The sequence below is a fragment of the uncultured Nocardioides sp. genome (assembly GCF_902805925.1).
Taxonomy (GTDB): Bacteria; Actinomycetota; Actinomycetes; order Propionibacteriales; family Nocardioidaceae; genus Nocardioides.
Map to the genome: position 1 here is coordinate 1 of NZ_CADCUP010000149.1, position 19,954 is coordinate 19,954.

The 19,954-nt window shown below is 71.5% G+C and carries 20 protein-coding genes; 15 read left to right on the plus strand and 5 right to left on the minus strand.

The window, feature by feature from the left end:
* Positions 1-193: 193 nt before the first annotated feature.
* Positions 194-910: a hypothetical protein gene (locus tag QZX64_RS10740; RefSeq protein WP_295659436.1), complete on the plus strand. Its 717-nt coding sequence runs from the start codon at positions 194-196 to the stop codon at positions 908-910.
* 54 nt (positions 911-964) lie between these two features.
* Here the strand turns inward: QZX64_RS10740 and QZX64_RS10745 are convergent, their stop codons facing one another.
* Positions 965-1,540, minus strand: a complete 576-nt coding sequence (locus QZX64_RS10745; RefSeq protein ID WP_295659438.1) for a M23 family metallopeptidase — start codon at positions 1,538-1,540, stop codon at positions 965-967.
* Positions 1,541-1,930: 390 nt separating this feature from the next.
* Here QZX64_RS10745 and rpsB point away from each other — a divergent pair, with 390 nt between their 5' ends.
* The 6 genes from rpsB (at position 1,931) to QZX64_RS10775 (ending at position 6,784) form a co-directional block, all read left to right on the plus strand.
* Positions 1,931-2,962 carry a 30S ribosomal protein S2 gene (gene rpsB / locus QZX64_RS10750; protein WP_295659441.1) on the plus strand — a complete coding sequence of 344 codons (1,032 nt, stop codon included), beginning with the start codon at positions 1,931-1,933 and terminating at the stop codon, positions 2,960-2,962.
* A 105-nt stretch (positions 2,963-3,067) separates the two neighbouring features.
* On the plus strand, positions 3,068-3,880 hold the full coding sequence (tsf, locus tag QZX64_RS10755; protein WP_295659443.1) for a translation elongation factor Ts: 813 nt from the start codon (positions 3,068-3,070) through the stop codon (positions 3,878-3,880).
* A gap of 119 nt (positions 3,881-3,999) precedes the next feature.
* Positions 4,000-4,716: a UMP kinase gene (pyrH, locus tag QZX64_RS10760; protein WP_295659445.1), complete on the plus strand. Its 717-nt coding sequence runs from the start codon at positions 4,000-4,002 to the stop codon at positions 4,714-4,716.
* Between the two features lie 75 nt (positions 4,717-4,791).
* The gene (gene frr, locus QZX64_RS10765; RefSeq protein ID WP_295659495.1) at positions 4,792-5,346 is read left to right on the plus strand and encodes a ribosome recycling factor; all 555 of its coding nucleotides are present in this window, start codon (positions 4,792-4,794) and stop codon (positions 5,344-5,346) included.
* Positions 5,347-5,361: 15 nt separating this feature from the next.
* Complete coding sequence (locus QZX64_RS10770) at positions 5,362-6,252, plus strand: phosphatidate cytidylyltransferase (RefSeq protein WP_295659448.1); 891 nt, start codon at positions 5,362-5,364, stop codon at positions 6,250-6,252.
* A gap of 157 nt (positions 6,253-6,409) precedes the next feature.
* Complete coding sequence (locus QZX64_RS10775; protein WP_295659450.1) at positions 6,410-6,784, plus strand: hypothetical protein; 375 nt, start codon at positions 6,410-6,412, stop codon at positions 6,782-6,784.
* Positions 6,785-6,810: 26 nt separating this feature from the next.
* Here QZX64_RS10775 and QZX64_RS10780 read toward each other — a convergent pair whose 3' ends face one another.
* On the minus strand, positions 6,811-6,933 hold the full coding sequence (locus QZX64_RS10780) for a hypothetical protein (RefSeq protein ID WP_295659452.1): 123 nt from the start codon (positions 6,931-6,933) through the stop codon (positions 6,811-6,813).
* Positions 6,934-7,209: 276 nt separating this feature from the next.
* On the opposite strand from QZX64_RS10780, the gene glpK reads away from it, so the two are divergent.
* From glpK to QZX64_RS10800, 4 genes are all read left to right on the plus strand, one after another.
* Positions 7,210-8,727, plus strand: coding sequence for a glycerol kinase GlpK (glpK, locus tag QZX64_RS10785; RefSeq protein ID WP_295659454.1), 1,518 nt, complete (start codon positions 7,210-7,212; stop codon positions 8,725-8,727).
* Between the two features lie 37 nt (positions 8,728-8,764).
* The gene (locus QZX64_RS10790; protein ID WP_295659456.1) at positions 8,765-10,483 is read left to right on the plus strand and encodes a glycerol-3-phosphate dehydrogenase/oxidase; all 1,719 of its coding nucleotides are present in this window, start codon (positions 8,765-8,767) and stop codon (positions 10,481-10,483) included.
* 90 nt (positions 10,484-10,573) lie between these two features.
* Entirely contained in the window at positions 10,574-11,719 is a 1,146-nt protein-coding gene (gene rlmN, locus QZX64_RS10795) for a 23S rRNA (adenine(2503)-C(2))-methyltransferase RlmN (protein WP_295659459.1), read from the plus strand.
* Entirely contained in the window at positions 11,716-12,504 is a 789-nt protein-coding gene (locus tag QZX64_RS10800; protein ID WP_295659461.1) for a hypothetical protein, read from the plus strand. The genes rlmN and QZX64_RS10800 overlap by 4 nt, the downstream gene beginning before the upstream one ends.
* Here the strand turns inward: QZX64_RS10800 and QZX64_RS10805 are convergent.
* Both QZX64_RS10805 and QZX64_RS10810 read right to left on the minus strand, forming a co-directional pair.
* Entirely contained in the window at positions 12,449-13,576 is a 1,128-nt protein-coding gene (locus QZX64_RS10805) for an LOG family protein (protein ID WP_295659463.1), read from the minus strand. The genes QZX64_RS10800 and QZX64_RS10805 overlap by 56 nt on opposite strands.
* 27 nt (positions 13,577-13,603) lie before the next feature.
* Positions 13,604-14,470 (minus strand): serine protein kinase RIO, encoded by an 867-nt coding sequence (locus QZX64_RS10810; RefSeq protein WP_295659464.1) that lies wholly within the window; start codon positions 14,468-14,470, stop codon positions 13,604-13,606.
* Between the two features lie 199 nt (positions 14,471-14,669).
* Here QZX64_RS10810 and QZX64_RS10815 point away from each other — a divergent pair, with 199 nt between their 5' ends.
* Positions 14,670-16,088, plus strand: coding sequence for a M1 family metallopeptidase (locus QZX64_RS10815; RefSeq protein ID WP_295659467.1), 1,419 nt, complete (start codon positions 14,670-14,672; stop codon positions 16,086-16,088).
* Positions 16,089-16,103: 15 nt separating this feature from the next.
* Here the strand turns inward: QZX64_RS10815 and QZX64_RS10820 are convergent, their stop codons facing one another.
* Positions 16,104-16,574 carry an Lrp/AsnC family transcriptional regulator gene (locus tag QZX64_RS10820; protein ID WP_295659469.1) on the minus strand — a complete coding sequence of 157 codons (471 nt, stop codon included), beginning with the start codon at positions 16,572-16,574 and terminating at the stop codon, positions 16,104-16,106.
* A 151-nt stretch (positions 16,575-16,725) separates the two neighbouring features.
* On the opposite strand from QZX64_RS10820, the gene QZX64_RS10825 reads away from it, so the two are divergent.
* The 3 genes from QZX64_RS10825 to QZX64_RS10835 are packed head-to-tail and all read left to right on the plus strand — an operon-like array spanning position 16,726 to position 19,899.
* Positions 16,726-17,907, plus strand: a complete 1,182-nt coding sequence (locus QZX64_RS10825) for a PotD/PotF family extracellular solute-binding protein (RefSeq protein WP_295659471.1) — start codon at positions 16,726-16,728, stop codon at positions 17,905-17,907.
* The gene (locus tag QZX64_RS10830; protein WP_295659473.1) at positions 17,900-19,057 is read left to right on the plus strand and encodes an ABC transporter ATP-binding protein; all 1,158 of its coding nucleotides are present in this window, start codon (positions 17,900-17,902) and stop codon (positions 19,055-19,057) included. Before QZX64_RS10825 ends, QZX64_RS10830 begins: the two co-directional genes overlap by 8 nt.
* Positions 19,054-19,899 carry an ABC transporter permease gene (locus QZX64_RS10835; protein ID WP_295659476.1) on the plus strand — a complete coding sequence of 282 codons (846 nt, stop codon included), beginning with the start codon at positions 19,054-19,056 and terminating at the stop codon, positions 19,897-19,899. Before QZX64_RS10830 ends, QZX64_RS10835 begins: the two co-directional genes overlap by 4 nt.
* Positions 19,900-19,954: the final 55 nt, after the last annotated feature.

Consider the following 19,954-nt stretch of genomic DNA (forward strand, 5'->3'; position numbering starts at 1 on the left):
TCCACGCACGTGAGCACCGAGCGCCTGCGTTCGGCGTACCGGCAGGCGCACCCACGCTCCTGAGTCGCGGGCCCGACTACGTAGCGACACCTACGCAACGGGTAGGCAGCTCCGCCGATGTGGCGAGGGGCCCGGCGGAGCGACAGTGCTCGTGGGGCGGTCGTCCGGCCGCCAGGGAGCAAGGGGAAGTCCGATGAAGCACACACCATCTCGCAAGGCACTGGGCCTGGTCGCGGCCTCCGCGGTCATGATGACCGGTGCCGTGGCGGTCACGCCCGCGGGCGCGGCCGTGCAGGACCGCGCAGCACAGGGCTGGGGCAAGATCTGGAAGAAGAAGCTCCAGGACAAGGCCGACCAGCGCTACTACACCAAGACCCAGTCCGACACGAAATACGCCGGCAAGGGTGGCTCGTACACCAAGCCGGAGTCCGACGCGAGGTACTACTCGAAGACCGACGCCGACGCCAGGTACCAGGCGAGGCAGAGGACCTACCGGGGCACCTACCTCGTGGGATCGCCCTCCACGGTGGCGGGGGCCTACGTGTTCGGCGACCTGTCCTACGGCGTCACGCTGGCGGCGGCGCCCACCGCCCACTACATCCAGGTGGGTGCCGCAGTGCCGCCCGGCTGCTCCGGCACGGCCGCGGCCCCCAGCGCCGACCCCGGTCACCTGTGCGTGTTCGAGTCGCAGGCGCTCAACGTCGGCGCCACCCGCTACGTGACGAACCTGGCGTTCGACGCGAGCACCGCGACGCCGACCGGGGCCTGGTTGTACTCCACCACGGTGGGAGGGGCCTACGGCTTCTTCGGCGGCACCTGGGCCATGCAGCCCGGGGGCGCCGCCACCGTCGCCGCGAAGGGCGCCGTGCCCGAGGTCGGGCCCACCGAGGGGCTGCCGCGCGTCCACTGAACCAGCTGCCGCACGACCAGCACGGTGACCGGCACCTCCGCGAGGGGGAGCCGGTCACCACTGCGTCGAAAGCCGCCACCAGCCCTCGAGGGGGAGGGCCGGACGTGCGGGTCGCGAGGGGACCGGCACGGGCTCGTCGCGCCACAGGGGGAGGAGGCGGACCGGACCGGTGTCGCCGACGAGCGTGAGCGGGTCGAGGTAGAGGTCTCCCCGCTTCCAGCCCCAGTGCAGGCACGCGCGGGGGAAGCAGTGCGAGAACGCGACGGTGAGCCGGCCGATGTCGGCGCCGGCGGCGACCTCGGCGCCCACCTCGACGGTCGCGGACACGGGCTCGTAGGTGGTGCGGGTGTCGCCGTGGTCGACGACCACCACGCCTCGGCCCGCCAGGTGCCCGGCGAAGGCGACCCGGCCCGCCATGGCGGCGCGCACCGCCTGCCCCGGCCGACCCGCGAGGTCGACGCCTCGGTGACCGGCGCCCCAGGGGTCCTCGGGCGGGTCGAACCCCGACTCGACCGCGGGCTCGGGCCGGAGCGGCCACACCCCGGCGGGATCGGTCGCGGCTGACGCCGGACCGGCCCGGGCGAGCAGCAGCGGGACGACGAGGAGGAGTGCCAGGACGCGGATGACCATGGCGGTAGCCTCGTCAAGGCTCCGGTGCGGGCGCCGGACTCCTCCATGGGCTTGTGGACGACCACCGGCACCGGGCTCCTGTGGACACCGAGCGGCCCCTGCGCCGATTGGTTCCGCCGCTCGCGTTCGCCTAGGATCCAAGCAGCAGCCCTCCGGGGCTGACTTCGCACGCTCGCAGACCGCGACGGGGCCGCCTTCCTGGGCCCCGACCACCCGTGGGCGCCGATCCTCGGTTCCGCTCCAGCTGGGGCGGATCGGGTCGCGCGTGGGCGTCAGGGCCGCCGGCACCCGCCGGAGGCACGAACCGAGCCGACCGGAGCACGCTCCCGGTCCGTCCTGTCGCAAGGGCGGGCACCACGGGGCCGGGCTCCTCACACAGGAGACACACCCATGGCAGTCGTCACCATGCGCCAGCTTCTCGAGAGCGGCGTCCACTTCGGGCACCAGACCCGTCGCTGGAACCCCAAGATGAAGCGCTTCATCATGACCGAGCGCAACGGCATCTACATCATCGACCTGCAGCAGTCGCTGGCCTACATCGACCGCAGCTACGCCTTCGTCAAGGAGACCGTCGCCAAGGGCGGCGTCGTGATGTTCGTCGGCACCAAGAAGCAGGCCCAGGAGGCCATCGCCGAGCAGGCGATGCGCGTCGGCATGCCCTTCGTCAACCAGCGTTGGCTCGGCGGCATGCTCACCAACTTCCAGACCGTGCACCAGCGGATCAACCGCCTCAAGGAGCTCGACGAGGTCGACTTCGACAACGTGGCGGGCTCCGGTCGCACGAAGAAGGAGCTCCTGCAGATGAAGCGGGAGCGCGACAAGCTCGACAAGACCCTCGGTGGCATCCGCGAGATGACCCGTACGCCGTCCGCGGTGTGGATCGTCGACACCAACAAGGAGCACCTGGCCGTCGAGGAGGCGCGCAAGCTGCGCATCCCGATCATCGGCATCCTCGACTCCAACTGCGACCCCGACGTCGTCGACTTCCCCATCCCGGGCAACGACGACGCCATCCGCGCGGTCGGGCTGCTGACCCGCGTGGTCGCCGACGCCGTGGCCGAGGGCCTGATCGCCCGCTCCGGTGCCAAGACCGGCGACGCCGCCGCGACCGCGGAGGAGCCGCTGGCCGAGTGGGAGCGCGAGCTCCTCGCCGGTGACGCCGACAAGGCCGCCGTGGCCGCCACCGGCGGCGACGTCGCGACCGAGGACACCCCGGCTGCCGAGGGCACCGGCGCCTCCACCGAGGGTGGGGCGGCTGCCGACGTGGCCGATGGCCCGACCGCCGAGACGCCCGCGCCCCTGGCCGGCACGCCCGACGCCACGCCCGACGAGGTGACCGCCGACCTCGACGCCGCCGTCGTCGAGGCGCAGTCGGTCGACACCGCTGTCGCCGACACCGCCGTCGCCGACACCGACGCCTGACACTCCGGGCACGGCCCGCCCGGCGGGCCGTGCCGACCGGACGACCTCTCGGGCGCGGCCGGGTGCCGCGCCGTACCCCCACCGAACTGCAAAGGAAGAGGGATCATGGCCAACTTCTCCGCTCAGGACGTCAAGAGGCTCCGCGAGCTCACCGGCGCCGGGATGATGGACTGCAAGAAGGCGCTCGAGGAGACCGACGGCGACTTCGAGAAGTCCGTCGAGCTGCTCCGCGTCAAGGGGGCCGCCAAGGCCGCCAAGCGCGGCGCCGAGCGCGAGGCCTCCGCGGGCCTGGTCGCCCACGCCACCGGGGTGCTCGTCGAGCTCAAGTGCGAGACCGACTTCGTCGCCAAGGGCGAGGACTTCGTCGCCACCGCGCAGAAGATCGCGGACGCCGCCTCGGAGGCGAGGCCCGCCGACCTCGAGGCGCTCAAGCGCGTCCCGCTGGACGGCCGGACCGTCGGCGAGGTCGTCGAGAGCCTGGCCATCTCCATCGGTGAGAAGATCGAGCTCGGCCAGTACGTCCACTTCGAGGGTGACGTCGTCGCCTACATGCACAAGCGTGCGGCCGACCTGCCGCCCGCCGTCGGGGTGCTCGTGGAGTACTCCGGCGACGCCGACGCCGCCCGCGGCGCGGCCATGCAGGTCGCCGCCATGCGTCCGCAGTTCCTCACCCGTGACGAGGTCCCGGCCGACGTCGTGGCCAAGGAGCGTCAGATCGCCGAGGCCACCTCGCGCGAGGAGGGCAAGCCCGAGCAGGCGATCGCCAAGATCACCGAGGGGCGCCTCAACGGCTTCTTCAAGGACGTCGTCCTGCTGGAGCAGCCGTCGGTCACCGAGAGCAAGAAGACCGTCAAGGCGGTCCTCGACGAGGCCGGCACCACCATCACCCGGTTCGCCCGGTTCGAGGTCGGTGCCTGAGCGGCGATAGGGTTCCTCCCACGTAGCACGAGGAGGCCGGTTCGATGACTCGCACAGGGATCATCGAGCCGGCCTCCTCGCACGTCGCCCACGCCTGACCCACCACCGAAGGGAAACCCGTGCCCGCCTACTCGCGCGTCCTGCTCAAGCTCTCCGGTGAGGTCTTCGGCGGCGGCAGGATCGGCGTCGACCCCGACGTCGTGTCCACGATCGCCAAGGAGATCGCGGCGGTGGTGCGGTCCGGCGTCGGCGTCGCGATCGTGGTGGGCGGTGGCAACTTCTTCCGGGGCGCTGAGATGCAGCAGCGCGGGATGGACCGCTCCCGCGCCGACTACATGGGCATGCTCGGCACGGTGATGAACTGCCTGGCCCTCCAGGACTTCCTGGAGAAGGAGGGCATCGAGACCCGGGTCCAGACCGCGATCGCGATGGGCCAGGTCGCCGAGCCCTACATCCCGCGCCGCGCCATGCGCCACCTCGAGAAGGGCCGGGTCGTCATCTTCGGCGCCGGTGCCGGCATGCCGTTCTTCTCGACCGACACGGTCGCCGCCCAGCGGGCGCTGGAGACCAGGTGCGAGGTCGTGCTGATGGCCAAGCAGGGTGTCGACGGCGTCTACAGCGCCGACCCCAAGAAGGACCCCACGGCGACGAAGTACGACACCCTCAGCTTCCAGGAGGCCCTGCGGCAGAACATCCAGATCGCCGACGCCACCGCGTTCGCCCTGTGCATGGAGAACGACCTGCCGCTCATCGTCTTCGGCGCCGACGACGAGGGCACCATCCTGCGCGTCACCCAGGGTGAGAAGATGGGCACGCTCGTCAGCACCGAGGGCTGAGCGTCCTCCACTAGGCTCGACCGGCCGGTCGCCGTACGCCCGCTGCCCCCGCACACACGTCAGGAGTCTGCTGTGATCAACGAGATCCTCACCGAGGCCGAGGACAAGATGAAGAAGTCGGTCGAGGCGACCCGCGAGGAGTTCTCGGCCATCCGTGCCGGACGTGCCAACCCGAGCATGTTCAGCAAGATCGTCGTCGACTACTACGGCTCGCCGACGCCGCTCCAGCAGCTCGCGTCGTTCACCTCCCAGGACGCCCGGGTCATCCTGATCCAGCCCTACGACGCCGGCGCGATGGGCAACATCGAGCGCGCCATCCGCGACTCCGACCTCGGCGTCAACCCCGCCAACGACGGCAAGGTGCTGCGCTGCGCCTTCCCGGAGCTGACCGAGGAGCGCCGCAAGGACTACATCAAGGTCGCCAAGGGCAAGGCCGAGGACGGTCGCGTCTCGGTGCGCAACATCCGCCGCACCGCCAAGCAGAACCTCGAGAGGCTCGAGAAGGACGGCGAGGTCGGCAAGGACGACGTCACCGGGGCCGAGAAGCGCCTCGACGGCACCACCAAGACCTACACCGACCAGATCGACGACCTCCTCAAGAACAAGGAAGCCGAGCTGCTCGAGGTCTGACCTCGACGTGCCGACATGAGCGAGATCCCGCCTTCGAACGCGACCGCCGGGCCTCCCATCAAGGACCACGGCCGCGCCGGGCGCAACCTTCCCGCCGCGGTCGCGTCGGCCGTCGTGCTGCTCGCCGCCATCGCATTGTCGCTGGCGGTCTGGAAGACGGCGTTCATGGTGATCGTGGCGCTCGCCGTGGTGGTGGCGATCTGGGAGCTGCGGCAGGGGCTGCTGGCCAAGCGGATCGACCTGCCCGAGCAGCCGCTGATGGTCGGCGGTGTGGTCATGGTCGTGGTGGCCTACTTCTGGGGTGCCCCGGCGCTGGTGACGGCCACCGCGGTCACCGCCCTGGTGGTGATGCTCTGGCTGCTGCGGCGTGGCATCGACGGCTACGTCGAGACGGCGACGGCGTCGGTGTTCACCATCGTCTACGTCCCGTTCCTGGGCTCGTTCGTGGCGCTGCTGCTGGCCGAGGGCGGGGCCACGGGCTTCGACGGGTTCGACGAGGGGGTCAAGGGCATCGTCACCTTCATCCTGGTCACGATCGCCTCCGACATCGGGGGGTACGTCGCGGGCGTGCTGTTCGGTCGGCACCCGATGGCGCCGGGCATCTCGCCGAAGAAGTCGTGGGAGGGATTCGCCGGGTCGGTCGTCTTCACCGTTGCTGCCGGCGTGGCGCTGGTGGTCTACCTCCTCGAGGGCGACTGGTGGGTCGGCGTCGCCCTGGGCCTCATCGCCGCGGTGATGGCGACCCTCGGCGACCTGTGCGAGTCGGTCATGAAGCGCGACCTCGGCATCAAGGACATGAGCCAGGTCGTCCCCGGCCACGGCGGCCTGATGGACCGGCTCGACTCCCTGCTCGCGACCGTCGCCCCCATCTGGCTCCTGCTGCACTACCTGGTCTTCGACGGCTGACGCGGTGGCCCTGCACCTGGTGCGCCACGGCCGACCCCTGGCCGACCGGTCCGCCGACCCCGACCGGTCGGCACGCCCGGGGTGGGATGTGCGGGCCTCGCTCGCCATGCCGTACGTGCTCCGGCTGGACGGGCCCTTCGCGACCTAGGATCGGGCCATGACCACCGAGCAGTCGGACCGAGCCCCCGACCACCACGTCGGGGCCACGGCCGAGCGCCACTCGCGCCTCGGCTGGTGGCACCACAGCCACCCCACGTTCTCGGCGCTGGCGGGGTTCTTCGCCGGCATGCTGTTCGTGATCGCGGTCCCCGCCGGGTTCGCCGGCGTGCTGCGGCTGCTGTTCTCCTACGAGACCGCCGAGAGGTTCTTCCCGCTCGTCGCGATCGGCCTGGTGGTGCCCATCGCGCTGCTGGCCAAGCGCAAGACCCGGCGGTTCGGGATCTACATGGCCATCGGCATGGCGGTGACGGCGCTGGTGGTGGTCGGCGTGGCCTCGCTGGTGCTCTACTTCATGGTCCGCCTGGACGGCTGAGCCGCAGTCCCTCCAGGTCGGTCCGACTAGCCCACGGCCAGCCCCGCGGCGTGCGCCGCTCCGAGCGCCACCCACTCCGAGACCAAGGACACGACCGTCGTCTCCCGCTGGTTGGCGATGCCCAGGCTCGCGATGTCGGCGGGCCTCATCACCCGCAGACCCACGACGACCGGGCCGAGGGTGGCCAGCGGCGGGTTGTCTCACACCGAGGTGAGGGCGAGGATCACGACGACGAGGATCGCGGTGCCGACCACCTGGTCGAGGAAGGCCGTGGGGATGCTGACGTCGGCTGCGTCGTTGCCCCGCAACGTGGAGAAGATGCCCGGGTGGCGATGGTGTGGTCGGGGTCGATCGCGCCGATGAGGTCGGCGTAGGGAGCACCGCAGGCACCACACCCGGCACCACCCAGCACGAAGGAGCACACCATGGCCAAGTACGTCGGAGCCGTCGACCAGGGCACCACCAGCACCCGATTCATGATCTTCGACCACGCCGGCGAGGAGGTCGCGCGCCACCAGCTCGAGCACGAGCAGGTCATGCCGCAGGCCGGCTGGGTCGAGCACGACCCCGTGGAGATCGTGGAGCGCACCAGCTCGGTCATCCAGACGGCCCTGCGCCGGGCCGGGCTCACCCACGAGGACCTCGCCGCGGTCGGCATCACCAACCAGCGCGAGACCACCGTGGTCTGGAACCGCCGGACCGGTCGCCCCTGCTACAACGCCATCGTGTGGCAGGACACCCGCACCGACCGGATCGCCTCCCGCCTCGAGCGGGATGGCCACGGCGACCTCATCCGCCAGCGCGCCGGCCTGCCGCCGGCGACGTACTTCTCGGGCGGCAAGATCCAGTGGATCCTCGAGAACGTCGACGGCGTGCGCGAGGCGGCCGAGGCGGGCGACGCCATCTTCGGCAACACCGACTCCTGGCTGATCTGGAACCTCACCGGCGGCACCGACGGCGGCGTCCACGTCACCGACGTCACCAACGCCAGCCGCACCATGCTGATGGACCTCGAGACCTGCGACTGGGACGACGAGCTGATCGCGCTCTTCGACATCCCGCGCGGCATGCTGCCGGAGATCAAGTCCTCGAGCTGTCCGGAGGGCTACGGCACCACCCGCAAGGACGGCCCGTTCCGCGGCGAGGTGCCGCTGACCGGCATCCTCGGCGACCAGCAGGCCGCCACCGTCGGACAGGTGTGCTTCGCGCCCGGCGAGGCGAAGAACACCTACGGCACCGGCAACTTCATGCTGCTCAACACCGGGACCGAGCTGGTCCGCTCCGAGCACGGGCTGCTCACCACGGTCTGCTACCGGTTCGGCGACGACGCGCCGGTCTACGCCCTCGAGGGCTCGATCGCGGTGACGGGCTCGGCCGTGCAGTGGCTGCGCGACCAGCTCGGCATCATCTCCGGCGCCGCCCAGAGCGAGTCGCTGGCGCGGCAGGTCGACGACAACGGCGGGGTGTACTTCGTGCCGGCGTTCTCGGGCCTCTTCGCACCGTACTGGCGCTCCGACGCCCGCGGCGCCATCGTCGGGCTGTCGCGCTACAACACCAACGCGCACGTGGCCCGCGCGACGCTGGAGTCGATCTGCTACCAGAGCCGCGACGTCGCGGACGCGATGGAGCAGGACTCCGGGGTGAAGCTGGAGGTGCTCAAGGTCGACGGCGGAGTCACCGCCAACGAGCTGTGCATGCAGATCCAGGCCGACGTCCTCGGCGTCGAGGTGAGCCGCCCGGTGGTCGCCGAGACGACGGCCCTGGGCGCGGCGTACGCCGCCGGCCTCGCCGTCGGCTTCTGGAGCGACACCGAGGAGCTGCGGAAGAACTGGAACGAGGCGAAGCGCTGGTCGCCGCAGTGGGACGACGAGCAGCGCTCCACCGGTCATGCACAGTGGAGGAAGGCAGTGCAGCGCACGCTGGACTGGGTGGACGTCGAGTGACGCCCCCCGACCGCGCCCCCCGACGAGAGGTCAACCCATGAGAGCCGTCCCCCTGTCACCCTCCTCGCGCGAGGAGGCGCTGCGGCACCTCGCGGAGGAGGAGCTCGACGTCCTGGTGATCGGTGGCGGCGTGGTCGGCGCCGGCTCGGCGCTCGATGCGGCCACCCGAGGCCTGCGCGTGGGGCTCGTGGAGGCCCGCGACTTCGCCTCCGGCACGTCGAGCCGCTCCAGCAAGCTGATGCACGGCGGCCTGCGCTACCTCGAGATGCTCGACTTCGGGCTGGTCGCCGAGGCGCTGAAGGAGCGCGGCCTGATGCTCCAGCGGCTCGCTCCGCACCTGGTGCACCCGGTGTCGTTCCTCTACCCCCTGCAGCACCGGGGCTGGGAGCGGCTCTACGCCGGCTCCGGCGTCGCGCTGTACGACGCGATGTCCCGGGTCTCCGGCCGCGCCGGTGTGCCGCTGCACCGCCACCTCACGCGGCGGGGCGCCCGCAGGCTCGCGCCGTCGCTGCGCAAGGACGCCCTCGTCGGCGCCCTGCAGTACTACGACGCGCAGGTCGACGACGCCCGCCACACGATGTTCCTGGCCCGCACCGCCGCGGCGTACGGCGCCCACGTGGCGTCGCGGGCCCGGGTGGTCGAGCTGGTCCGGGAGGGCGAGCGGGTCACCGGCGCCCGGGTGCGCGACCTGGAGAACGACACGACCGTGACCGTGCGGGCCCGCCAGGTCGTCAACGCCACCGGCGTGTGGACCGACGAGACCCAGTCGCTGGCCGGCCAGCGCGGGCAGTTCCACGTGCGGGCCAGCAAGGGCATCCACCTCGTGGTGCCCAAGGACCGGATCCGCTCCGACACCGGGCTGATCCTGCGCACGGAGAAGTCGGTGCTCTTCGTGATCCCGTGGGGACGCCACTGGATCATCGGCACCACCGACACCGACTGGAGCCTCGACCGGGCGCACCCGGCGGCCAGCGAGGCCGACATCGACTACCTGCTCGAGCAGGTCAACCTGGTGCTCGAGGTGCCGTTGACGCGGGAGGACGTCGAGGGCGTGTACGCCGGCCTGCGGCCCCTGCTGGAGGGGGAGTCGGACGCCACGTCGAAGCTGTCGCGCGAGCACGCGGTCAGCCACCCGGCGCCGGGGCTGGTCGTGGTCGCGGGCGGCAAGTACACGACCTACCGGATCATGGCCAAGGACGCCGTCGACGAGGCGGTGTTCGGCCTCGGGGCCCACGACGACCGGGCCGTCCCGCCGTCGGTCACCGAGGAGGTCCCGCTGCTGGGCGCCGAGGGCTACCAGGCGCTGTGGAACGCCCGGCACGTGCTGGCTCGCGACGCGGGGCTGCACGAGGTGTGGATCGAGCACCTGCTGCGCCGCTACGGCTCCCTGGTGCACGAGCTGCTCGACCTCGTGGCCGACGACCCGTCACTGGGCAGGCCGCTCGAGGGGGCGCCGGACTACCTGCGCGTGGAGGCCGTCTACGCCGCCAGCCACGAGGGCGCGCGCCACCTCGAGGACGTCCTCACCCGGCGTACCCACATCTCCATCGAGACCTTCGACCGCGGCCTGGGCGTGGTGGAGGAGGTCGCCGGCCTGGTCGGCGGCGTGCTCGGGTGGAGCGAGGGGCAGGTGGCGCTGGAGATCCAGCACTACCGGGCCCGCGTCGCCGCGGAGCGGGAGAGCCAGGAGCAGCCCGACGACGCGACGGCCGACGCCGCGCGGCTCGGTGCGGCCGACGTGGTGCCCCTGACCTGAGGTGTCCTGACGTGAGGCCGCTCACCCAGGACCGACGGGGTGGTCGCGCATTCGCCGTGGTCACCCCGCCGGTGGGAGAATGGGGGCCTGATGTCCGAGACTCCCACGCCGCCCGAGGGCACGACCCCGCTCCGCCTCGTCTTCGACGAGCCGCGTGGCCGCAAGAAGCCGCCGCGCCACCTCGCCGACCTCGACGAGGCGGGCCGCAAGCAGCTGCTGGCCGACGCGGGCCTGCCCGGCTTCCGCGCCAAGCAGCTCTCGACCCACTACTTCGCACGGCTGGCCGACGACCCGGCGCAGATGACCGACCTGCCGGCGGCGCAGCGTGAGGAGCTCGTGTCCGCACTGCTGCCGTCGCTGATGACGCCGCTGCGCACGCTGGAGGCCGACAAGGGCACGACGCGCAAGACGCTGTGGAGGCTGTTCGACGGCGCGCTGGTCGAGTCGGTGCTGATGCGCTACCCCGACCGCGCCACCGTCTGCGTCTCCAGCCAGGCCGGGTGCGGCATGGCCTGCCCGTTCTGCGCCACCGGCCAGGGCGGGCTCCAGCGCAACATGTCGACCGCGGAGATCGTCGAGCAGGTCGTGGCCGCGGCGCGGTCGCTGGCCCGCGACGAGGTCCCCGGCGGTCCGGGGCGCGTCTCCAACGTCGTGTTCATGGGCATGGGTGAGCCGCTGGCCAACTACCAGGCCGTGATCGGCGCCGTGCGCCGGCTCACCGACCCCGCGCCCGCCGGGCTGGGCATGAGCGCCCGGGGCGTCACCGTGTCGACCGTGGGCCTCGTCCCGCGGATCAACCAGCTCGCCGAGGAGGGCGTCCCCGTCACGCTGGCGCTGAGCCTGCACGCCCCCGACGACGAGCTGCGCAACGAGCTGGTGCCCATCAACACCCGCTGGTCGGTCGCCGAGACCGTCGAGGCGGCGTGGAACTACGCGCGCACGACCAAGCGCCGCGTCTCCATCGAGTACGCCATGATGCGCGGGATCAACGACCAGGCGCACCGCGCCGACCTCCTCGGCGACGTCCTGAACTCCTACGGCGACTGGGGCTGGGTGCACGTCAACCTCATCCCGCTCAACCCCACCCCCGGCTCGAAGTGGACCGCCAGCGACCCCAAGGACGAGCGCGAGTTCGTGCGCCGCCTGGAGGCCAAGGGCATCCCGACCACCGTCCGCGACACCCGCGGCCGCGAGATCGACGGGGCCTGCGGGCAGCTGGCCGCCACCGAGGCGTGACCCCCGAGCGGGTCGCGGCCGCCGGCGCCGCGTGGCTGTGGTGGCCGAGCGACGCCACGGTCGTGCGCGACGATCGGCTGGTGCTCGTCCGGTGGCCCGACCACTACCGGGTCGCCCCGACGGTGGTGCGCGTCGCTGCGGACGCACCCGTGGCCGCGACCCTGGAGGCCGCGGTCGACCGGGCGCGGGAGTGGGGGAGCGCGGAGCTGCTCGTCTGGGTGAAGCCGGACGCCCCGGCGGGCCTCGAGGCTGCGCTCCGCAGCCGCGGCGGCGTCCACGACGACACGGTCGACGTGTTCGCCCTCGACCTGGCGGGCGGCGTCCCCGACCTGGCCGTGCCCGCGGACGTGGAGGTCCGCTGGCAGCTCGACGAGGCGACGACCCGCGACGTCATCCAGGTCGGGATCGAGGCGTTCGAGGAGGGTGCCGTGCCCGACGACGAGCGGGTCCTGGAGCTGGCGGAGGAGGCCGCGGCCGACCACCGCGACCGGCGCGGCGCCTGCGCCGTCGGCTACCTCGGCGCTCACGCCGCCGGCGGCGGCGGGCTCTCGATGGCCGGTGACGTGGTCCGGCTGTGGGGTGGCGGCGTCGTCCCCGACGCGCGCGGCCGGGGGGTCTACCGGGCGGTGCTCGACGCGCGGCTGCGGCACGCGGTATCGCTCGGGGCGCGGATGGCGCTGGTGAAGGGCCGCGTGGAGACGTCCGGGCCCATCCTGCGCCGCGTCGGCTTCACGGCGTACGGCCAGGAGCGCTGCTACGTGCTGCCGGTGGCGGACCGCCGCTGACCACGAGGGCGGCCTCCTCGAGCGTGTCGACCAGGTGGACGTGCGCCTCCATCGGCCTGCCGCGCGCCAGCGAGCGGAGCAGCGGCCAGGCCGGCAGCGTCTCGGTCCAGTAGGTGCGGCCCACCAGCACCATCGGGGCGAGGGCCGACTCCTCGGCGTAGTAGTTCTCGCAGGCGTCCTGGAAGACCTCCTGCACGGTGCCGGCCGCCCCGGTCAGGAAGACGATGCCGCGGTTGCAGACCTGGAGGAGCACGGCCTCGCGCAGCGGGTTGCCGAAGTACTTCGCGATCGCGCCGGCGAAGACGTTGGGCGGCTCGTGCCCGTAGTGCCAGGTGGGCACGCCCAGCGACTCCGTCGGCTCGGGCAGGGCGTCCACCACCTCGAAGGCGGAGGAGACCCAGGCGTCCACCGAGGGCACGAACGACGGTACGGCCGCGAGCCGCCCGAGGGCGTCGGTGAGCGCCTCGGCCGGGAGGGCCGACAGGCAGGCCCCCAGGTTGGCGGCCTCCATCGCACCCGGGCCGCCGCCGGTGGCGACCGTGCGGCTCGCCCCGAGCGCGTGGCCGAGGCGGGCCGCCGCGGCGTACTCGACCGAGCCCCTCTGGAGCGCGTGCCCGCCCATGACCCCGACCAGGTCGCGGCCCTCGACCCACGTGGCGAGCGCGGCGTCGACGGCGTGGTCGTGCAGCGCCTTCGCGAGGGCCGAGTCACGGTTCCGCCGGCCCTTGGACCAGGCGTACGCACGCCCGTCGAGGGTGTCGCGGTAGACCGGGGCGTCGAAGAGCTCCCGGGCGGTGTAGAGCCCGGTGCGGTACTCGTCGACGGGGGAGTCGGGCAGGTCCGGGAAGACCAGTGCACCCTGCTCGCGCACCCGCGCCTCGTCGCCCGGTGCGAACCGGCAGCCGAGGAACAGCGCCTCGCCGGCGTGGCAGCGGGCCAGCGTCGCCGACTGCGCGGTGAGGTCGAGGCCCCGCAGCCGCCAGCCCGACAGCGACGTCGTGCCGGCGGCCACCCGGCGTACGAGCTCCCCGGTGGTCTCCACATCGACGACGCGTCCGCGCTGGTGCCTCATCCGCCCGAACCTAGCGGACCGCCCCCATCAGAACGCGTGCGCCATCAGCTCGCCGAACAGCTCCTGCTCGTCGACGTCGAGACCACGCGCCCGGAACCACGTGCACATGTTCGTGCAGTCGCGCATGAGGAAGTCCATGCCCTGTGGGTTGCCGACGAGGTCGACGATCTGGGGCAGGTCGATCACCACCAGGCGCTCACCCGCCGCGAGCGTGTTGTACGGCGAGAGGTCCCCGTGCACCAGCCCCGCCTGCGCCATCGTGGCGAGCGCGCCGCGGAGCTGGTCGAAGTAGGAAGCCAGCAGCCCCGGCTCCGGCCGGGTCTGGGCCAGCCGGGGTGCCGTCTCGCCGTCGTGGGTGATCCACTCCATCAGGATCTCCGTGCCGTCGATCTGCACAGGGTAGGGGACCGGCACGCCGATCTCCCACAGCCGCTTGAGGGCGTCCCACTCCGAGACCGCCCACTCGCCGGCGGCGACCTGGCGGCCCCAGGTCGACTTGCGCTTGAGGGCGCGCTCGTCGCGTGAGCGCTTCATCGAGCGTCCCTCGGTGTAGGACGCGGCGCGGTGGAAGCTGCGGTGGTCGCTGTCGCGGTAGCGCTTGGCGGCCATGACGACGCCTCCACCGGGGTCGAGCGGGTCGGCCCGCTCGAGGAGGAAGACGTCGGCCTCCTTGCCGGTCTTGAGGATGCCCAGGTCGGTGTCGACGGCGCCCTGGGAGGTCACCACCCAGCCGGGGCGTGGCTCCGGGCCACGACTCAGGGGCTCCACGCTGAGCCAGGTGGACCAGCGCTGCGTCGAGTCGTCGAGGTCGTCGTAGGCGGTGAAGTCGAAGACGAAGGTGGGGTCGAGCTGGTCAGCCGGCTCGGAGGCCGGGTCGATCGGGGTGCGTGTCATCGCGGGGTGTGCTCCGTGAGGTCGAGAGGGTCTGGTCTGCGGACAGGCCAAGGACAGTGGTGGTCATGTCACTGCTCCTCTCGGTCGACGGGCACGTACGTGCACCCGGTGTGTCATCCGAGTGTGGGGGCCTCCGGCCGGGCCCGCAACGCAATTAGCGGGAGGGTCGTCACGGCGGTGCGCGCGGTAGGTTCGCGGGGTGACCCCCACGTTGCGTCGTCTCGTCAGCCCGCTCGCCGTCGTCCTGGCCGTCTCCCTGGCCGGGGGTGCCGGCGCGAGCTCCGTGGAGCGCGTGCCCACGCCCGGCTCGAGCGGCATCGGCGACCCGTACTTCCCGCAGGACGGCAACGGGGGCATCGACGTCCAGCGCTACGACGTGCGCGACCGCTACGCCCTGGCGTCGAAGAGGCTGCGCGGCAACACCCGCATCACCCTGCGGACCACGCAGGACCTCTCCTCCTTCAACCTCGACTTCCTCCTCGGCGTCCGCAAGGTCACCGTCGACGGGGTGCGCGCCAAGCACGCCCGGCCCGGCAAGCACGAGCTGCGCATCACCCCGGCCTCGCCGCTCACCACCGGCGACACCGTCACCGTGGTGGTCTCCTACGCCGGCCGCCCGGCCAGGCACCGCTACGAGGGCGAGGGCAACTGGCTGGCCGACCGGCGGGAGGCCGTCACCATGAACGAGCCGCACATGGCGCCGTGGTGGTTCCCCTCCAACGACCACCCGCGCGACAAGGCGCTCATGGACATCCGCGTCACCGTGCCGCGCGGCAAGGAGGTCATCGCCAACGGCCGCCTCGTCGAGAAGGTCTCGCGCAAGGCCACCACCACCTGGCACTGGCGCGCCGACGAGCCGATGACCACCTACCTGGCCTTCTTCGCCGCCGGCGACTTCCGCATCGACCGCGGCACCCACCGGGGCCTGCCCTGGCTGGTGGCTGCGTCCAAGGCGTTGCCCAAGCGGGCGCTGCGCAGCTCGATGCGCCAGCTGCGTCGCAGCCCCGGGATCGTCAGGGCGCTGGAGGCCGACCTCGGCGCCTACCCCTTCTCGGTCACCGGCGGCCTGGTGACCTCCCTGGATCCCGGCTTCGCGCTCGAGAACCAGACGCGGCCGACGTACCCACCGCTCAACCAGGGCTCCACGAGCCTGCTCGTGCACGAGCTCGCCCACCAGTGGTTCGGCGACGACGTCGCCGTCGACCAGTGGGAGGACATCTGGCTCAACGAGGGCGCGGCGACCTTCATGGAGGTGCGGTACGCCGAGACGCACGGCGACCGGTCCGGGGCGGAGTGGCTCCAGGAGCAGTACGCCGCGGCGGACTCCTCGCTGTGGAGGAGCCCGGTCTTCGACCCGGGCAAGGACGACATCTTCTCCGGGGCGGTCTACGTCCGCGGTGGGATGACCCTGCAGGCGCTGCGCAACCGCATCGGCGAGGAGGCCTTCTGGGCCGTGCTGCGCACCTGGCTCGACCAGAAGGCGGGGGGCAACGGCAGCTCCGAGGAGTTCGAGGCGCTCGCGGCGCAGCTCAGCGGCCAGGACCTGGGCGGGTTCTTCCAGGCCTGGCTGCGCGACCGGTCCAAGCCGGCGCGGACCGTGGCCAACGGACTGCTGTGAGAGGTGGGCCGAGGCTCAGCGCACGCCCCACGAGTAGGTCTGCTTCTTCAGCTTGAGGTACATGAACGTCTCGGTGCCCTCGACGCCCTCGATCGAGCGGATCTGCGTGGACACCAGCCGGAGCAGGTGCTCGTCGCTCTCGCAGACCGCCTCCACCAGCAGGTCGAAGGTGCCGGCGGTGATGACCACGTAGTCGACCTCGTCGAACGCCGAGATCTGGTCGGCGACGCCCTCGAGCGGCCCGCGGATGCGCACGCCGATCATGGCCTGGCGGGCGAAGCCCAGCTCGAGGGGGTCGGTCACCGCCACCACCTGCATGACGCCGGTGTCGGTGAGCCGCTGCACCCGCTGTCGTACGGCCGCCTCGGACAGGCCGACCGCCTTGCCGATGGCGGCGTAGGAGCGGCGGCCGTCCTGCTGGAGCTGCTCGATGATCGCCTTGGAGAGGTCGTCGAGGTGACCGCCGGGGCGAGACGTCGCGTGCATGGACGAAACGTACACGGACGTGATCTATGACTGAACACGTCGTCGGCCACAGAATCCGTCGTCCCACCGACGGATGTCGACGGGATCCCTTGTCGAACCGGTGGTCGCGTGGCACGATCCGGAGGACTCGCCGTACGACGAAGGGTGGCGCATGGCGTCCACGAGAGCCGGTCTCAGCCGCCGCACCGTGTTGCGGGGGGCGGGCACCGCGGCGTTCGCCGGCCTGAGCGTCGCCGCGCTCAAGCTGCCGTTCTTCGAGGTGTCGGGGGCCCAGCAGGACCCCGCCGCCTGCCGGGCGGGCGACGTCTCCGAGCAGGAGCGCCGGCTGGTCATCTCCAACTGGCCGGGCTACATCGACCCCAAGCGCAAGGAGACCTCGACCTTCCAGGTCTTCCAGCAGCAGACCGGCATCACCGTCGACTACACCGACGACGTCAACGACAACGCCGAGTTCTACGCCAAGGTGCGCAACCAGCTGGGCTCGTGCCAGCCGATCGACCGCGACCTCGTCATGCTCACCGACTGGATGGCCGCCCGCATGATCGGGCTCGGCTGGACCCAGCCGTTCGACAGGGCGAAGGTGCCCAACCTGCACGCCAACCTCATCGAGCCGCTGCGCAACCGCCAGTGGGACCCCGACCTGGAGTTCCACGCCCCTTGGCAGACCGGCCTGACCGGCCTCGCCTACAACGCCGCCAAGACCGGTGAGGTGCGGAGCTTCTCCGAGCTGCTCACCCGGAGCGACCTCAAGGGCAAGATCACCCTGCTGACCGAGATGCGCGACACGATGGGGTTCATGCTGCGCGTCGTCGGCGCCGATCCCCGGGACTTCACCCAGGACCAGTGGGACGACGCGATCGAGGAGCTGCGCAAGGTCGTCAGCGACGGCCAGGTCCGCGCCTTCACCGGCAACGACTACACCCAGGACCTCGCGGCCGGCAACATCGTGGCCTGCGAGGCCTGGTCGGGAGACATCATCCAGCTCCAGTTCGAGAACCCCGACATCAAGTTCGTCACGCCGGAGGAGGGGCTGTCGCTGTGGAGCGACAACATGATCGTGCCCAACGGCGCGACGCACCAGGCGAACGCCGAGGCCTGGATCGACTACTACTACGACCCGGAGGTGGCGGCGAGGCTAGCCGCCTGGGTCAACTACATCTGTCCCGTCGAGGGCGCCCGCGAGGCGATGGAGAAGATCGATCCCAGCCTGGTCGACAACAAGCTGATCTTCCCCGACGCGGAGTCGCTGGCCGACACCTTCGACCTCATGCCGCTCGACGACCGGCAGACGATCGCCTACGAGAGGGACTGGTCCGATGTCATCGGTGGCTGAGCAGGAGTCCGCGGCGACCGAAGGGGCGGCGTACGACGGGCTGCGCCTGCGGGGGCTGACGAAGTCCTTCGGCGGGTTCACCGCCGTCGACCGGCTCGACCTCGACGTGCCGCGCGGCTCGTTCTTCGCCCTGCTCGGTCCCTCGGGCTGCGGCAAGACGACGACCCTGCGGATGGTCGCGGGTCTCGAGGCGCCCACGTCGGGCAGCATCGAGCTGGCCGGCCAGGACATCACCCGCACCAAGCCCCACCAGCGGCCGGTCAACACCGTCTTCCAGAGCTACGCGCTCTTCCCGCACCTGACGATCTTCGAGAACGTCGCGTTCGGGCTGCGCCGGCGCAGGGTGCGGGAGGTCAGGACCAAGGTCGAGGAGATGCTCGAGCTCGTCGAGCTCACCACGCACCGCGGCAGGCTGCCCGCCCAGCTCTCCGGCGGACAGCAGCAGCGGGTGGCGCTGGCGCGGGCCCTGATCAACGAGCCGGAGGTGCTGCTCCTCGACGAGCCGCTGGGTGCGCTCGACCTCAAGCTGCGCCGGTCGATGCAGATCGAGGTCAAGCGCATCCAGACCGAGGTGGGGCTCACCTTCATCCACGTCACCCACGACCAGGAGGAGGCCATGACCATGGCCGACACCGTCGCGGTGATGAACGCCGGTGGGATCGAGCAGCTCGGTGCCCCCTCGGCGCTGTACGAGAACCCGCAAAGCACGTTCGTGGCGAACTTCCTGGGTCAGTCGAACCTCATCGAGGGCACGGTCATCGGCCGCTCCGCCGACCTCGTGAGCGTCGACATGCACGGTGTCGCGGTCTCGGTCCCGGCCGTCCGCTCGCACGCCGACGGGGCGAAGGGCTGGATCGGCATCCGTCCCGAGAAGGTGCTGGTGGGGGAGCCCGGCGAGGAGCTGGACGCTCCCGGCAACACCATCCCGGGCGGGGTGGTCACCGACGTCAGCTTCGTGGGCGTCAGCACCCAGTACCTCGTGCGCATGCCGTGGGGCCAGGAGCTCCAGGTGTTCGCCCAGAACACCGGCCGCAACCGGCTCTTCCGCACCGGCGAGCAGGTGGAGCTGTCGTGGCGGCCCGAGTACGCCTTCCTCCTCGACCACGACCAGGACGCCTCGGCCGGCGCGCAACGGGTGGACGCGTCGTGAGGAGCGGCAGGACCGGCTACCTGCTGCTGCTCCCCGGCCTCCTGTGGCTGCTGCTGTTCTTCGTCGTCCCGTTCTACTCCCTCGTCGCGACCAGCCTCTACGACCCGGCCGGCTCGGACTTCCGCGGCTACGAGATGACCTACCGGTTCGGCAACTACCTGGACGCGGTCACCGACTACTGGCGACCGCTGGTGCGCTCCCTGATGTACGGCGCGGCCGCGACGGCCGTGTGCCTGGTGCTGGGCTACGTGCTGGCGTACGCCATCGCCTTCAAGGCCGGCCGGTGGAAGAACCTGATGCTGGTGCTGGTCATCGCGCCGTTCTTCACCAGCTTCCTGGTGCGGACGCTGTCGTGGAAGCTGATCCTGGCCGACGACGGCGTCGTCGTGGACGTGCTCCAGACCCTGCAGGTGCTGGGTGACGACGGCCGGCTGCTGGCGACCCCCGTGGCGGTGGTGGCGGGACTGGCCTACAACTTCCTGCCGTTCATGGTGCTGCCGCTCTACGCCAGCCTCGACAAGATCGACCACCGCCTCATCGAGGCCTCCAGCGACCTCTACGCCCACCCGGTGGTCGGCTTCTTCAAGGTGACGTGGCCGCTGTCCCTGCCGGGCGTGGTCGCGGGCACCCTGCTGACGTTCATCCCGTCCGTGGGCGACTACATCAACGCCGAGCTGCTGGGGAGCCCCAACCAGCGGATGATCGGCGGCGTCATCCAGAGCCTGTTCACCGACGCCAACGACTACCCCGCGGCCGCCGCCCTGTCGGTGATCCTGATGGTCCTGATCGTGGTGATGGTGCTGGCCTACGTCCGCCGGGCCGGGACCGAGGAGCTGCTGTGAGCGAAGCGGGAGCGCGCGTCGGTCGGGAGCGGGGAGCGGACCGCGAGGTGGCGCG